We start from the raw sequence: 15,020 nt of genomic DNA, 5'->3' as shown, positions 1-15,020 counted from the left end.
GTTACTTCTTGTTGATGATGGCCTCGGCGACATTCTTCGGCGCCTCGGAGTAATGCTTGAATTCCATGGTATAGGTAGCGCGGCCCTGCGACAGCGAACGCAGCGTCGTCGAATAACCAAACATTTCGGCGAGCGGCACTTCGGCCTTGATCAGCTTGATGCCACCGACCTGGTCTTCCATGCCCTGCACAATGCCGCGCCGGCTCGACAGGTCGCCCATGACGTTGCCCATGTAGTCTTCCGGCGTTTCGACTTCGACCGCCATCATCGGCTCCAGCAACACCGGGCTGGCCTTGCGCATGGCATCCTTGAAAGCCATCGAGGCGGCCATCTTGAACGCATTTTCGTTCGAGTCGACATCATGATAGGAACCGTCGAACAGCGTGACCTTCACGTCCACCACCGGGAAGCCGGCCAGCACGCCGTTAGGCAGCGTATCGATAAGGCCTTTTTCCACCGCCGGAATGAATTCGCGCGGCACCGTGCCGCCCTTGATGGCATCAACAAACTCGAAGCCCTTGCCGGTTTCGTTTGGTTCCAGCTTGATCCAGACGTGGCCATACTGACCGCGGCCGCCAGACTGTTTGATGAACTTGCCTTCCTGCTCGACTGCCTTGCGGATCGCTTCGCGATAGGCCACCTGCGGGGCACCAACATTGGCGTCGACGCTGAATTCGCGCTTCATGCGATCCACCAGAATTTCCAGGTGCAACTCGCCCATACCGGAGATAATGGTCTGACCGGATTCTTCATCGGTGCGCACACGGAACGAGGGGTCTTCCTGCGCCAGGCGATTCAGGGCAATGCCCATCTTTTCCTGGTCAGCCTTGGTCTTCGGCTCAACGGCAACGTGAATCACCGGCTCGGGGAAAATCATGCGTTCCAGCGTAATGACTTTGGCCGGGTCGCACAAAGTTTCACCAGTAGTGGCTTCCTTGAGCCCGACCGCAGCAGCGATATCGCCCGCGAACACTTCCTTGATTTCCTCGCGTTGGTTGGCGTGCATCTGCAGAATGCGGCCAAGACGCTCCTTGCGTCCCTTGATGGGGTTATAGACGGTGTCACCGGTCTTGATTACACCCGAGTACACGCGGAAAAAGGTCAGCTGGCCGACAAAGGGGTCGGTCATGATCTTGAACGCCAGCGCGGCGAATGGCTCGCTGTCCGAAGCCGTACGCGACCCCTCGGTTTCATTTTCGAGAACGCCCTTGACCGGCGGAATGTCGGTCGGCGCCGGCAGGAATTCAACCACCGCGTCCAGCATCGCCTGCACGCCCTTGTTCTTGAACGCGGAGCCGCACAGCATGGGTACGATTTCGGCATTGATGGTGCGCGTGCGCAGACCGAGCTTGATTTCCTCTTCGCTCAGATCACCTGATTCGAGGTACTTGTTCATCAGATCTTCATTGGCCTCAGCGGCGGCCTCGATCATCTTCTCGCGCCATTCTTCGGCCTTGGCCTGAAGTTCGGTCGGAACCTCGCCGTACTCGAACTTGATGCCCTGCGAGGCCTCGTCCCAGATGATGGACTTCATCTTGATGAGGTCGACCACACCGGCGAACTTCTCTTCCGCGCCGATCGGAATCTGCAGCGGAATCGGGTTGGCCTTGAGGCGTGCGCGCATCTGGTCATGCACTTTGAAAAAGTCTGCGCCTTGACGATCCATCTTGTTGACGAAGGCCAAACGTGGCACTTTGTACTTGGTGGCCTGGCGCCAGACGGTCTCTGACTGTGGCTGCACGCCACCTACGGCGCAATACACCATGCAGGCACCGTCGAGCACGCGCATCGAACGCTCGACTTCGATGGTGAAGTCGACGTGTCCCGGAGTATCGATAATATTAATGCGATGCTCGGAAAAGTTGTTGGCCATCCCCTTCCAGAAACAAGTGGTTGCCGCCGAGGTAATGGTGATTCCACGCTCCTGCTCCTGCTCCATCCAGTCCATGGTCGCAGCGCCGTCATGCACCTCGCCGATCTTGTGATTTACGCCGGTGTAAAACAGGATGCGCTCGGTCGTTGTCGTTTTGCCGGCGTCAATGTGCGCGGAAATACCGATATTACGGTAGCGCTCGATGGGTGTCTTACGGGCCACTTGAATAACCTGCCATTCTTAAGTCAAACCGCCGTGGTCCCCATTTGCAACGGGATACCAAGGCGGCGAAGGAAACGATGTCGTTTCGCGAACGAAACGACGCACATAAATCAAACTCGCATCAGAACCTGAAGTGAGAGAATGCCTTGTTGGCTTCCGCCATACGATGCACTTCCTCGCGCTTCTTCATTGCCGCGCCGCGGCCTTCGGACGCTTCGAGCAACTCGTTGGCAAGACGCTGCCCCATTGATTTCTCGCTGCGTTTTCTCGCTGCTTCGCGCAGCCAGCGCATCGACAGCGCCATGCGACGCGAGGGGCGAACCTCAACCGGCACTTGGTAGTTGGCACCGCCAACGCGACGGCTTTTTACTTCGACCATCGGCTTGACGTTGCTGATCGCAAGACCGAACACCTCCAGCGGATCTTTGCCGCTCTTGGTTTTGATTTGCTCGAAAGCACCGTAAATGATGCGCTCGGCGACTGACTTCTTGCCAGCAGTCATGAGTACATTGACAAATTTTGAAACGTCGACGCTACCGAACTTGGGATCCGGAAGAATGTCGCGCTTGGGAACTTCTCTGCGGCGTGGCATGAACGACTCCTGTTGTACTTATGCTGCTTTCGGACGCTTGGCGCCGTACTTCGAGCGGGACTGCTTGCGATCCTTGACGCCTTGCGTGTCGAGGCTGCCGCGAACAATGTGGTAGCGAACACCCGGCAAGTCCTTGACCCGGCCGCCGCGAATCAGCACCACCGAGTGCTCCTGCAAGTTGTGGCCTTCGCCGCCGATGTAGGAGATAACCTCGAAACCGTTGGTAAGGCGCACCTTGGCGACCTTACGCAGCGCCGAATTCGGCTTCTTCGGTGTCGTGGTGTAAACGCGGGTACAGACACCACGCTTGGCAGGGCTGTTGCCGAGCGCGGGCACCTTGCTCTTGCTCTGCGGTGCCTGGCGTGGCTTGCGGATGAGTTGACTGATGGTTGGCATTTAATGTATTCCAGAACCTGAAAGACTGCTAACGGCGGCCCCTGCCGGGAGGCAAAGAGGGCCGGATTATATTGACGTCGCCCGGCAGCGTCAAGCTGCCTGCGTCCCTTCCGCGAGATTTTCTTCCCCGCCGAAATCGTTCGCGCCGGCCGCTTCCGCCGCCGCTTGCGCCTTGCGCGCGCGGTGGTAGGCAAGACCGGTACCAGCCGGGATGAGACGGCCGACAATGACGTTTTCCTTGAGACCACGCAGTTCGTCGCGCTTGCCCATGATCGCGGCCTCGGTAAGGACGCGCGTGGTTTCCTGGAACGAAGCGGCGGAGATGAAGGAATCGGTCGACAGCGAAGCCTTGGTGATGCCCAGCAGCATGTACTGGAACTCGGCCGGGCGTTTGCCCGCTGCAATCAATTTGTCGTTTTCATCAAGCAGATCGGAACGTTCGACCTGTTCCTCGCGGATGAAACGCGATTCGCCCGGATCAACGACGAGGACGCGGCGCAGCATCTGGCGCACGATCACCTCAATGTGCTTGTCATTAATCTTGACGCCCTGCAAACGGTACACGTCCTGCACTTCGTCGATGATGTGGCGCGCCAGCTCCTCGACGCCCTTGAGGCGCAGGATGTCATGCGGATCGGGAGGGCCATCCACGATGACTTCGCCCTTGTTCACCACCTGACCATCGTGGGCCATGACGTGCTTGTCCTTGGAAATCAGGTATTCATGCGCGGCGCCGTCGGGCTCGGTGATGACCAGACGCTGCTTGCCCTTGGTGTCCTTGCCAAACGACACGGTACCGGTCACTTCGGCCAACTGACCGGCATCCTTGGGCAGGCGGGCTTCAAAGAGTTCCGTCACGCGCGGCAGGCCACCGGTGATGTCGCGCGTCTTCGCCGATTCCTGCGGAATACGGGCAAGGATTTCGCCGACCGACACCTGCTGGCCGCTCTTCACGGTGATCAGCGAACCGACCTGAAAGGCGATGGTCACCACATGATCGGTGCCATGAATCCGGACTTCCTGACCGTTCTCGTCGAGCAGCTTGACCTGCGGCCGCAATCCTTTGGCCTGCGTCTTGCTGCCGCGCTTGGAGTCGATCACCACCAGGGTAGACAGACCTGTGACTTCATCGATCTGCTTGGCGACGGTAATGCCTTCCTCGACGTGTTCGAATTTCACCGTACCGGCGTATTCGGTCACGATCGGGCGGGTATGCGGATCCCAGGTGGCAAGCACGGTGCCGGCCTTGATCGGTGCGCCTTCATCAAGCAGCAGCGTTGCGCCATAGGGTATCTTGTGGCGCTCGCGCTCGCGGCCGTTATCGTCGATGACAATCAATTCGCCGGAACGCGAGATGACCACCTTCTCGCCCTTGGGGCTGGTGACGTAACGCATGGCAGCGGTAAGGCCCACCTTGCCGGCGCTCTTGGCCTCGGCCTGGCTCTGCGCGGCAGAACGCGAGGCCGCGCCGCCGACGTGGAAGGTGCGCATGGTGAGCTGCGTACCGGGTTCGCCGATCGATTGCGCGGCGATGACGCCCACCGCTTCGCCGGAGTTCACCAATGAACCACGGCCCAGGTCGCGCCCGTAGCACTTGGCACAGAGGCCGTAACGCGTATCGCAGAACAGCGGCGTACGGACGCGCACTTCGTCGATGCTGAGCGCTTCGATGTTGTCCACCGCGTCTTCGTCGAGCAAGGCGCCGGCTTCGTAAATCACTTCCTGCGTCTCGGCGTTCACAATATCCGCGACCGTGACGCGGCCGAGGATGCGTTCGCGCAGCGGCTCGATGACTTCGCCGCCTTCGACCAGGGCACGCATGACAAACCCGTTTTGCGTGCCGCAGTCGTCTTCGGTGACGACCAGATCCTGCGTCACATCGACCAGGCGCCGCGTGAGGTAGCCCGAATTCGCCGTCTTCAAGGCCGTATCGGCCAAGCCCTTGCGCGCGCCGTGCGTCGAGATGAAGTACTGCTGGACGTTGAGCCCTTCGCGGAAGTTGGTGGTGATCGGCACTTCGATGATCGAGCCGTCGGGCTTCGCCATCAGGCCGCGCATGCCGGCCAGCTGGCGAATCTGGGCCGCCGAACCGCGCGCGCCGGAGTCGGCCATCATGTAGATCGAGTTGAACGACTCCTGCTTGACCTGCTTGCCCTCCCTGTTCTTGACTTCCTGGTGCGAGAGCTGATCCATCATCGCCTTCGCCACCTGGTCGCCGGCACGGCCCCAGATGTCGACCACCTTGTTGTAGCGCTCGCCGACAGTGACGAGGCCGGAGGTGTATTGCTTCTCGATTTCCTTGACTTCGGTTTCGGCGGCCTCGATCAGGGATTGTTTCTGCGGCGGCACCAGCATGTCGCCGACACAGATCGAAATGCCGGCGCGTGTGGCCAGGCGGAAACCTGACTGCATCAGCTTGTCGGCGAACACCACGGTGTCCTTGAGGCCGCAACGGCGGAAACTCTCGTCGATGAGTTTGGAAATTTCCTTTTTCTTCAATGTCCGGTCGATCGCCTTGAAGGGGAGTCCCTTCGGCAGGATTTCGGACAGGATGGCGCGACCGGCAGTGGTCGTGTGGCGAACATATTTTTCGCGCCATTGGTCTTCGCCCACGTTATCGTATTCGCGAATGCGCACTGTCACGCGGGCATGCAAATCCAGCTCGCGCAGATCCACGGCACGGTTGATTTCCGCAACGTCAGTGAACATCGCGCCGGTACCCTTGGCCGCGGCGTTTTCGCGCGTGGCGTAATACAGGCCCAACACCACGTCCTGCGAGGGAACGATGATCGGCTGCCCATTCGCGGGCGACAGCACATTGTTGGAAGCCAGCATCAGGGTACGCGCTTCCATCTGCGCTTCGAGCGACAACGGCACATGGACAGCCATCTGGTCGCCGTCGAAGTCGGCGTTGAATGCAGTACACACCAGCGGATGCAGCTGGATCGCCTTGCCTTCGATCAGCATCGGTTCAAAGGCCTGGATGCCGAGCCGGTGCAGCGTCGGGGCGCGGTTGAGCATCACCGGATGTTCGCGGATAACTTCCTCGAGAATGTCCCAGACCACCGGCGTTTCGGCTTCGACTTCCTTTTTCGCCGCCTTGATGGTGCTGGCGATACCCATCTTCTCCAGACGTTCGAAGATGAAGGGCTTGAACAGTTCGAGTGCCATTTTCTTCGGCAGACCGCACTGGTGCAGCTTGAGCTGCGGGCCAACCACGATGACCGAACGGCCCGAGTAGTCGACGCGCTTGCCGAGCAGGTTCTGACGGAAACGCCCGCTCTTGCCCTTGATCATGTCGGCCAGCGATTTCAGGGGGCGCTTGTTGGCGCCGGTCATGGCCTTGCCGCGGCGGCCGTTGTCGAGCAGCGAATCAACCGACTCCTGCAACATGCGCTTTTCATTGCGCACGATGATGTCCGGCGCCTTCAGTTCGAGCAGGCGCTTCAGGCGGTTGTTGCGGTTGATGACACGGCGGTAGAGATCATTCAGGTCCGACGTGGCAAAGCGGCCGCCATCCAGTGGCACCAGGGGTCGCAGATCGGGCGGCAGCACCGGCAGCACTTCCAGAACCATCCATTCCGGCTTGATCCCGGAATGCTGGAAGCCTTCCAGAATTTTCAGCCGTTTTGCATATTTCTTGATCTTGGCCTCGGAACCGGTGGTTTCGAGTTCATGGCGCAGGGTTTCGATTTCGTGCGCGATGTCGATGGTGCGCAGCAGTTCGCGCACGCCTTCGGCGCCCATCAGCGCGGTGAAATCGTCGCCGTACTCTTCGACCTTGGCGAGATAATCATCTTCGGTCAGCAGCTGAGCGCGGTTGAGCGGCGTCATGCCGGGATCGCAGACAACGAAGGCTTCGAAGTAGAGCACGCGCTCGATGTCGCGCAAGGTCATGTCGAGCACCATGCCGAGGCGGCTGGGCAGGCTCTTCAGGAACCAGATGTGGGCGACCGGACTGGCCAGCTCGATGTGCGCCATGCGCTCGCGGCGCACCTTGGCCTGGGTCACTTCGACGCCGCACTTCTCGCAAATCACGCCGCGATGCTTGAGGCGCTTGTACTTGCCGCACAGACATTCGTAGTCCTTGACCGGGCCGAATATCTTGGCGCAGAACAGGCCGTCGCGCTCCGGCTTGAAAGTACGGTAGTTGATGGTTTCCGGCTTCTTCACTTCGCCGTAGGACCAGGACCGGATCTTCTCCGGCGACGCGAGACCGATGGTGATCGCGTCGAATTCCTCTTCCTGCGTTACTTGCTTGAATAGATCGAGCAGTGCTTTCATGGTTTAACTCCTGTCGCGGGTCGAGAGCGGATCAATAACGTTCGAGATCGATGTCGATCGCGAGCGAGCGAATTTCCTTCACCAGCACGTTGAACGATTCGGGCATGCCGGCATCGATTTTGTGTTCGCCCTTGACGATGCTTTCGTACACCTTGGTACGGCCATTGACGTCGTCCGACTTGACCGTGAGCATCTCCTGCAACACGTAGGAAGCGCCGTAGGCTTCGAGCGCCCACACTTCCATTTCGCCGAAGCGCTGACCGCCGAATTGCGCCTTGCCGCCCAGCGGCTGCTGCGTGACCAGACTGTAAGGCCCGGTGGAACGCGCGTGCATCTTGTCGTCGACCAGATGATGCAGCTTCAACACATGCATGTAGCCGATGGTGACCGGGCGTTCGAAGGCTTCACCGGTGCGTCCGTCATAAAGTACGGCCTGGGTTTTATTCGAGGTAAGGCGCAGCTTCTTCGCCACCTCGTCCGGATAAGCCAGATCGAGCATGGCCTGGATTTCCTCTTCCTTGGCGCCATCGAACACTGGCGTCGCGAACGGCACGCCGCCGGAAAGATTGCCGGCAAGCTCAACCACTTCCACATCATTAAGGCTGTCGATGTCGACATTGCGCCCGGCGGTGTTGTAGGTCCTGTTCAGCACCTTGCGAATCTCGGCCGTCGCCGCATGGTGTCGCGCCAGCTCGCCGATACGGTTGCCAAGACCCTTGGCGGCCCAGCCGAGGTGGGTTTCGAGAATCTGGCCAATGTTCATCCGCGACGGCACGCCAAGCGGATTGAGCACGATGTCGACCGGGGTGCCGTCTTCCATGTGCGGCATGTCCTCGATCGGGACGATCTTCGACACGACCCCCTTGTTGCCGTGGCGGCCGGCCATCTTGTCGCCGGGCTGCAGACGACGCTTGACGGCAAGGTGAACCTTGACCATCTTCTGCACGCCGGGCGGCAGTTCGTCGCCCTGGGTGAGCTTCTTCTTTTTGGCCTCGAAAGCGACATCGAAATCCTTGCGCGTCTGCTCCAGGCTATCGCGCAGGCTTTCGAGTTGCTGTTGCGCATCTTCCTTCTCCAGGCTGATGTCGAACCAGTGATAGCGCTCGATCGACTCCAGATAGGCCTTGGTGATCTTGGTGCCCTTGGCCAGCTTCTTCGGTCCCTTGACGGCAACCTTGTTGGTGAGCAGCTTTTCGATACGGGCAAAGGTGTCGCGTTCGACGATGCGCATCTGGTCGGCCAGATCCTGCTTGTATCCCTTCAGCATGTCATCGATGATCGATGCGGCACGCTTGTCGCGTTCGATGCCTTCACGCGTAAACACTTGTACGTCGATGACGGTACCGGTCATTCCCGAGGGGACGCGCAGCGAGGTATCCTTCACATCGGAAGCCTTCTCGCCGAAGATGGCACGCAGCAGCTTTTCTTCCGGCGTGAGCTGGGTTTCCCCTTTCGGGGTCACCTTGCCCACCAGCACGTCGCCGGCCTCGACTTCGGCGCCGATATAGACAATGCCGGATTCATCGAGGCGATTGAGTTGCAGTTCGCCCAAGGTGGCGATGTCGCGCGTGATTTCCTCGGCGCCGAGCTTGGTATCGCGGGCGACCACGGTGAGCTCCTCGATGTGGATCGACGTGAAGCGGTCTTCCGCGACGACGCGTTCCGAGATCAGGATCGAGTCTTCGAAGTTGTAACCGTTCCACGGCATGAAGGCAACCAGCATGTTTTGCCCCAGCGCCAGTTCACCGAGGTCGGTGGAGGCGCCGTCGGCCACCACGTCGCCCTTGGCGATGATGTCGCCGACCTTGACGATGGGACGCTGGTTGATGTCGGTGCTCTGGTTGGAGCGTGTGTACTTGATCAGGTTGTAGATGTCGACGCCGACTTCGCCGGGTACGGTTTCCGCGTCATTGACGCGCACCACGATGCGCGTGGCATCGATGTAATCGACCATGCCGCCGCGCAGGGCCTGCACTGCGGTACCCGAGTCGACCGCCACGGTCCGCTCGATGCCGGTGCCGACCAGCGCCTTTTCCGGACGCAGGCAGGGCACCGCCTGACGTTGCATGTTGGCGCCCATCAAGGCACGGTTGGCGTCATCGTGCTCAAGGAAGGGAATCAGCGAAGCGGCGACGGAGACGATCTGGCCCGGCGCCACGTCCATGTATTGCACTTCGACCGGTTCCTTCAACTCGAATTCGCCCTTGCGGCGGCAGGACACCAGTTCATCGGTCAGCTTGCCTTTCTTGTCGAGTTCGGCATTGGCCTGGGCGATAACAAAGTTGCCTTCTTCGATTGCCGACAGATATTCGATCTGGTCGGTAACGTGGCTATCCTCCACCTTGCGGTACGGCGTTTCCATGAAACCGTAGTGGTTGGTGCGCGCGTACAGCGCGAGCGAATTGATGAGGCCGATATTCGGACCTTCCGGTGTTTCGATCGGGCAGACACGACCGTAGTGCGTGGGATGCACGTCACGCACCTCGAAACCGGCGCGTTCGCGCGTCAGGCCGCCCGGGCCGAGCGCCGAGACGCGGCGCTTGTGCGTGATCTCGGACAGCGGGTTGGTCTGATCCATGAACTGCGACAACTGGCTGGAGCCGAAGAACTCCTTGATCGCAGCCGAGATCGGCTTGGCATTGATCAGGTCATGTGGCATCAGGTTGTCGGACTCGGCCTGATTGAGGCGTTCCTTGACGGCACGCTCGACGCGGACGAGGCCGGCGCGGAACTGGTTTTCCGCCAGTTCGCCCACCGAACGCACGCGGCGGTTGCCGAGGTGGTCGATGTCGTCGATCTCGCCATGCCCGTTGCGCAGTTCGACCAGGATGCGAATGACATCGATGATGTCGTCGTTCGACAAGGTGCTTGAGCCTTCGGTAGCTTCACGGCCGACGCGGCGGTTGAATTTCATGCGCCCCACGGCCGACAGGTCGTAGCGCTCAGGAGAATAGAACAGGCCGCCGAACAGCGACTCGACGGCATCTTCGGTGGGCGGTTCGCCTGGACGCATCATGCGGTAGATGGCGACGCGTGCCGCCCACTGGTCGGCGGTTTCGTCGGCCCGCAACGTCGAAGAGATATAGGGACCGCGATCGAGATCGTTGATGTACAGCGTCCTGATGTCTTCAATGCCGGATTCCTGCAGCTTGGCCAGCAGGGATTCGGTGATTTCTTCATTGGCGTTGGCGAGGATCTCGCCGGTCTCGCCATCGACCACGTTCTGCGCAATTACGCGGCCGAGGATGAAATCATCCGGTACGGCGATTTTCCGGATGCCGGCTTCGGCGAGGTCGCGGATATGCCTGGCGGTAATGCGCTTGTCCTTGGGGACGATGACCTTGCCGGCCTTGTCGGTAAAATCGAAGCGGGCGATTTCGCCGCGCAGGCGTTCGGGTACCAGTTCGAACTGGATACCTTTCTTGGAAAGATGGAAGTTGTCGAACTCGAAGAAGGTGGCGAGGATCTGTTCCGCCGTGAGGCCGATGGCCTTGAGCAGAATCGTCACCGGCATCTTGCGCCGACGGTCGATACGGAAATAGAGGATGTCCTTCGGATCAAACTCGAAATCGAGCCAGGAGCCGCGATAGGGAATGATGCGCGCCGAGAACAGCAGCTTGCCGGAGCTGTGGGTCTTGCCGCGGTCATGCTCGAAGAAGACGCCCGGCGAGCGGTGCAACTGCGACACGATGACGCGTTCGGTGCCGTTGATGACGAAAGAACCTGTGGTGGTCATGAGCGGAATCTCGCCCATATAGACTTCCTGTTCCTTCACTTCCTTGATCTTTTCCACCGACGACTCGCGGTCAAGAATGATCAGGCGCACTTTGGCACGCAAGGGACTGGCGAAGGTCAGGCCGCGTTGCTGACATTCCTTGACGTCGAAGGCCGGCTCGCCGAGACGAAACTCGACGAACTCAAGACGGGCATTGCCGGAGTGGGCAACGATCGGGAAGATCGACGTAAATGCGGCCTGCAAACCCTGGTTGCGGCGCGTCGACGGCAGCACCTCGGCTTGCAGGAATTCCGTATAGGAATCGAGCTGGGTGGCCAGCAGGAATGGCACATCCAGCACGTTGGCGCGCTTGGCAAAGCTCTTGCGAATACGTTTCTTCTCGGTGTACGAATACGTCATGGTTGCTCCACGTCAGAGGACAGGAATCAGGTGACAGGAATCAGGGAATACTGCAGCTGGCGGGCCGCTTCTGATCACTGTCATCTGCTTCCGGCAAAGCGAAAAATGGACTGACGGCGAAACCGCCGCCAGTCCTGAACACGACAAATTACTTGAGTTCGACCTTGGCGCCGGCATCTTCGAGTTGCTTCTTGAGCGCCTCGGCGTCGGCCTTGGCGATGCCTTCCTTGACGGGCTTCGGTGCGCCATCCACCAGATCCTTGGCTTCCTTCAAGCCGAGGCTGGTTGCGGCACGGACGACCTTGATCACTTCGACCTTCTTTTCGCCGGCAGCGAGGAGGACCACGGTGAATTCAGTCTTTTCTTCCACAGCGGCGGCAGCAGCAGCAGCGGGGGCAGCAACGGCAACCGCAGCAGCAGCAGCCGACACGCCGAACTTCTCTTCCAGATCCTTGATCAGTTGCGACAGATCGAGAACCGTCAGGTTCGCGATCGCTTCGATGATTTCGTCTTTGCTAACAGCCATGATTCATAACTCCTGAATGTTGAATAGATTTAAGTAGTGCGGTACGTCGTGAGATTTACGCGGCTTGTTTCGCATCGCGCACGGCAGCAAGGCCTCGGACCAGCTTGGTCGGGACTTCGTTGAGGGTGCGAACGAACTGGGCAATCGGTGCCTGCATGGTGCCGAGCAGCTTGGACAGCAGCTCTTCACGGCTCGGCAGCGAGGCCAGCGCCTTGACACCATTCACGTCCATGACGTGATTGGGCATGGCACCTGCCTTGATGACGAGCTTGTCATTCCCCTTGGCGAACTCGTTCAAGGTCTTCGCGGCCGCCACCGGATCGGCAGAAATGCCATAGATGAGCGGACCGACCAGCTTGTCGGAGAGGCCTTCGAACGGCGTGCCGGTAATGGCGCGACGGGCGAGGGTATTTTTCAGCACACGAAGATATACGCCGCTCTTGCGCGCTTGCGCGCGCAGCACGGTGATATCGCCCACTTCAAGACCACGGTACTCGGCGACGATGATCGACTGGGCGCCCGCTACCTGCGCGGATACTTCGGCGACAACCGCTTTCTTGTCATCAAGATTGAGACCCAAGGTCAACTCCTAAAAATGAAACAGCGATCCGGCTGCTACTGCATTGCTTCCGGAACCGATACGGCGACCTTCATTCAGGAACCACAAATCCTGTCTGCGGGAACGCCATCTGCGTAGGCAAAACTGCCATTAAGCCCGAACTTTTCGGACACCTACGGTCTTTGACAACCCGCCGCATCCCAAACTTGGCAATGCGACGGCCCAAAGTTCTGTCCCCGCCCCTATGCCAACTGAGCGAGAATCCAAATTCCTTTTCTATGCCTGCTGGCTGCTGCCGCCGGCCTGATCGACGCGCACGCCGGCACCCATGGTCGAAGACAGCGAAATCTTCTTCAGGTACTGGCCCTTGGATGTCGCGGGCTTGGCCTTTTGCAGCGCTTCCAGCAGCGCGGCCATGTTCTGCTGCAGGGCCTCGACGCTGAAAGAAGCGCGACCGAGGGTGCAATGAACGATGCCGGCCTTGTCGGCGCGGTACTGGACCTGGCCGGCCTTGGCATTCTTGACGGCGGTGACCACGTCGGGCGTGACGGTGCCGACCTTCGGGTTCGGCATCAGACCGCGCGGACCGAGCACCTGGCCGAGCGCGCCGACCACTTTCATCGCATCGGGCGTGGCGATGACCACGTCGAAATCCATGCGGCCGCCCTTGACTTCGGCAGCCAGGTCATCAAAGCCGACGATGTCGGCGCCCGCGTCTCTGGCAGCCTGGGCCTTGTCGCCCTGGGCAAACACGGCGACGCGAACGGTCTTGCCGGTACCGGCGGGCAGCACAACGGAACCGCGCACCACTTGGTCGGACTTCTTGGCGTCGATACCGAGATTGACGGCGATGTCGATCGACTCATCGAACTTGGCGGTAGCGCCTTCCTTCACCAGCGCCAGCGCATCTGCCAGCGGGTAGACCTTGTTGCGGTCAATCTTGGCGTGCACGGCCTGGCCACGTTTGGAAAGTTTGGCCATGATCACAGACCCTCCACAGTGATGCCTATGCTGCGGGCAGATCCGGCAATCGTGCGCACAGCGGCGTCAAGATCGGCGGCAGTGAGATCCTTCATCTTGGTCTTGGCGATTTCCTCGGCTTGCGCGCGGGTGATCTTGCCTACCTTGTCGGTATGCGGCTTGGGGGAACCCTTCTGGATGCCCGCGGCCTTCTTGATCAGAATCGTCGCCGGCGGCGTCTTCATCACGAAAGTGAAGGACTTGTCGGCGAAGGCGGTGATCACCACGGGAATCGGCAGGCCTGGCTCCAGAGCCTGGGTCTGGGCGTTAAACGCCTTGCAAAATTCCATGATGTTGAGGCCGCGCTGGCCCAGCGCGGGACCAATCGGGGGCGAGGGATTCGCCTTGCCCGCCGGCACTTGCAGCTTGATGTAGCCGATGATCTTCTTTGCCATGATTGGCTCCTGTTTCAGTGAGTCGTAGCGCGCTTTCGTCTTGCGGTTACTTGCGCTCCTCTGCCCGGATCAGGGTTCCGGGTAAACCCTTGCCGCTAACTTTTTTCGACTTGCGAGAACTCCAGTTCCACCGGCGTTGCCCGACCAAAAATGGTCACCGCCACGCGCAAACGGCTTTTCTCGTAGTTCACTTCCTCAACAGTGCCGGTGAAATCGGTGAATGGACCATCCTTGACGCGGACCATTTCGCCAGTTTCGAACAACACCTTGGGACGCGGTTTTTCCACGCCCTCCTGCATCTGCTGCATGATCTTCTCGACTTCCTTTTCGGAAATCGGCGTCGGTTTGTTGGCGGTACCGCCGACAAACCCCGTGACCTTTGACGTGCTCTTGACCAAATGCCAGGAGTCGTCGTCCATGTCCATCTCGACCAGCACATAACCGGGGAAGAACTTGCGCTCCGAAATGCTCTTCTGGCCGCCCTTCATCTCGACTACTTCCTCGACCGGCACCAGAATGCGGCCGAACTTGTCTCCCATGCCGGCGCGGGCGATCCTCTCCACCAGTGCGCGTTGCACCGATTTCTCGAAGCCGGAATAGGCGTGTACGACGTACCAGCGTTTTGTCATAATTTTTTCCAGCCCAGCACCAGGTCGTAAAGCACCCACTCAAGACTCTTGTCGGTCACCCAGAGCATAATCGCCATCACCAGCACGAAAGCAAAGACGATGCCTGTCGTTTGCAGCGTTTCCTTGCGCGACGGCCACACCACCTTTTTCGTTTCGGTAACCGCTTCGCCGCCGAATACATAAAAGCGTTGTCCCGGCTCGGTGAACCACGCCACAGCAGCACCGGCGCTGACACCCGCCAACACCGACAGCACGCGCAGGATCATCGGCTGTTCCGCCAGCAGGTAGAACCCGACGACGCCAGCGACGACCAGCAGCAATGCAAGCAGAAACTTTATCTTGTCAGCCATAAATTCCGTCGTTCAAAAAAGCGCCAGCAGCGACATCAC

The 15,020-nt window shown here is 59.7% G+C and carries 11 protein-coding genes; all 11 read right to left on the bottom strand.

From position 1 onward, the window contains the following. Nucleotide 1 precedes the first annotated feature (1 nt). A complete protein-coding gene (gene fusA / locus K5E80_RS14250) occupies nucleotides 2–2,095 on the bottom strand; it encodes an elongation factor G (RefSeq protein ID WP_220636779.1) in 2,094 nt (697 codons plus the stop codon). A 121-nt stretch (nucleotides 2,096–2,216) separates the two neighbouring features. Continuing rightward, nucleotides 2,217–2,687, bottom strand: coding sequence for a 30S ribosomal protein S7 (gene rpsG, locus K5E80_RS14245; RefSeq protein WP_220636778.1), 471 nt, complete (start codon nucleotides 2,685–2,687; stop codon nucleotides 2,217–2,219). Between the two features lie 18 nt (nucleotides 2,688–2,705). Continuing rightward, nucleotides 2,706–3,083, bottom strand: a complete 378-nt coding sequence (gene rpsL, locus K5E80_RS14240) for a 30S ribosomal protein S12 (RefSeq protein WP_220636777.1) — start codon at nucleotides 3,081–3,083, stop codon at nucleotides 2,706–2,708. Nucleotides 3,084–3,173: 90 nt separating this feature from the next. Beyond that, nucleotides 3,174–7,367, bottom strand: a complete 4,194-nt coding sequence (gene rpoC / locus K5E80_RS14235; protein WP_220636776.1) for a DNA-directed RNA polymerase subunit beta' — start codon at nucleotides 7,365–7,367, stop codon at nucleotides 3,174–3,176. 31 nt (nucleotides 7,368–7,398) lie between these two features. Beyond that, nucleotides 7,399–11,502, bottom strand: a complete 4,104-nt coding sequence (gene rpoB / locus K5E80_RS14230; protein ID WP_220636775.1) for a DNA-directed RNA polymerase subunit beta — start codon at nucleotides 11,500–11,502, stop codon at nucleotides 7,399–7,401. A gap of 148 nt (nucleotides 11,503–11,650) precedes the next feature. Further along, nucleotides 11,651–12,028, bottom strand: a complete 378-nt coding sequence (gene rplL / locus K5E80_RS14225; RefSeq protein ID WP_220636774.1) for a 50S ribosomal protein L7/L12 — start codon at nucleotides 12,026–12,028, stop codon at nucleotides 11,651–11,653. Nucleotides 12,029–12,083: 55 nt separating this feature from the next. Continuing rightward, nucleotides 12,084–12,608 (bottom strand): 50S ribosomal protein L10, encoded by a 525-nt coding sequence (gene rplJ, locus K5E80_RS14220; RefSeq protein ID WP_220636773.1) that lies wholly within the window; start codon nucleotides 12,606–12,608, stop codon nucleotides 12,084–12,086. Between the two features lie 255 nt (nucleotides 12,609–12,863). After that, a complete protein-coding gene (rplA, locus tag K5E80_RS14215) occupies nucleotides 12,864–13,568 on the bottom strand; it encodes a 50S ribosomal protein L1 (protein ID WP_220636772.1) in 705 nt (234 codons plus the stop codon). Between the two features lie 2 nt (nucleotides 13,569–13,570). Then, nucleotides 13,571–14,002 carry a 50S ribosomal protein L11 gene (gene rplK / locus K5E80_RS14210; RefSeq protein WP_220636771.1) on the bottom strand — a complete coding sequence of 144 codons (432 nt, stop codon included), beginning with the start codon at nucleotides 14,000–14,002 and terminating at the stop codon, nucleotides 13,571–13,573. 95 nt (nucleotides 14,003–14,097) lie between these two features. Continuing rightward, on the bottom strand, nucleotides 14,098–14,631 hold the full coding sequence (gene nusG, locus K5E80_RS14205) for a transcription termination/antitermination protein NusG (RefSeq protein ID WP_220636770.1): 534 nt from the start codon (nucleotides 14,629–14,631) through the stop codon (nucleotides 14,098–14,100). Further along, a complete protein-coding gene (secE, locus tag K5E80_RS14200; RefSeq protein ID WP_220636769.1) occupies nucleotides 14,628–14,981 on the bottom strand; it encodes a preprotein translocase subunit SecE in 354 nt (117 codons plus the stop codon). Before secE ends, nusG begins: the two co-directional genes overlap by 4 nt. Nucleotides 14,982–15,020 lie beyond the last annotated feature (39 nt).

The sequence above is a fragment of the Georgfuchsia toluolica genome, assembly GCF_907163265.1.
GTDB lineage: Bacteria > Pseudomonadota > Gammaproteobacteria > Burkholderiales > Rhodocyclaceae > Georgfuchsia > Georgfuchsia toluolica.
Note: the sequence above shows the minus strand (reverse complement) of the source record. Positions and strands in the feature narration are given on the sequence as shown.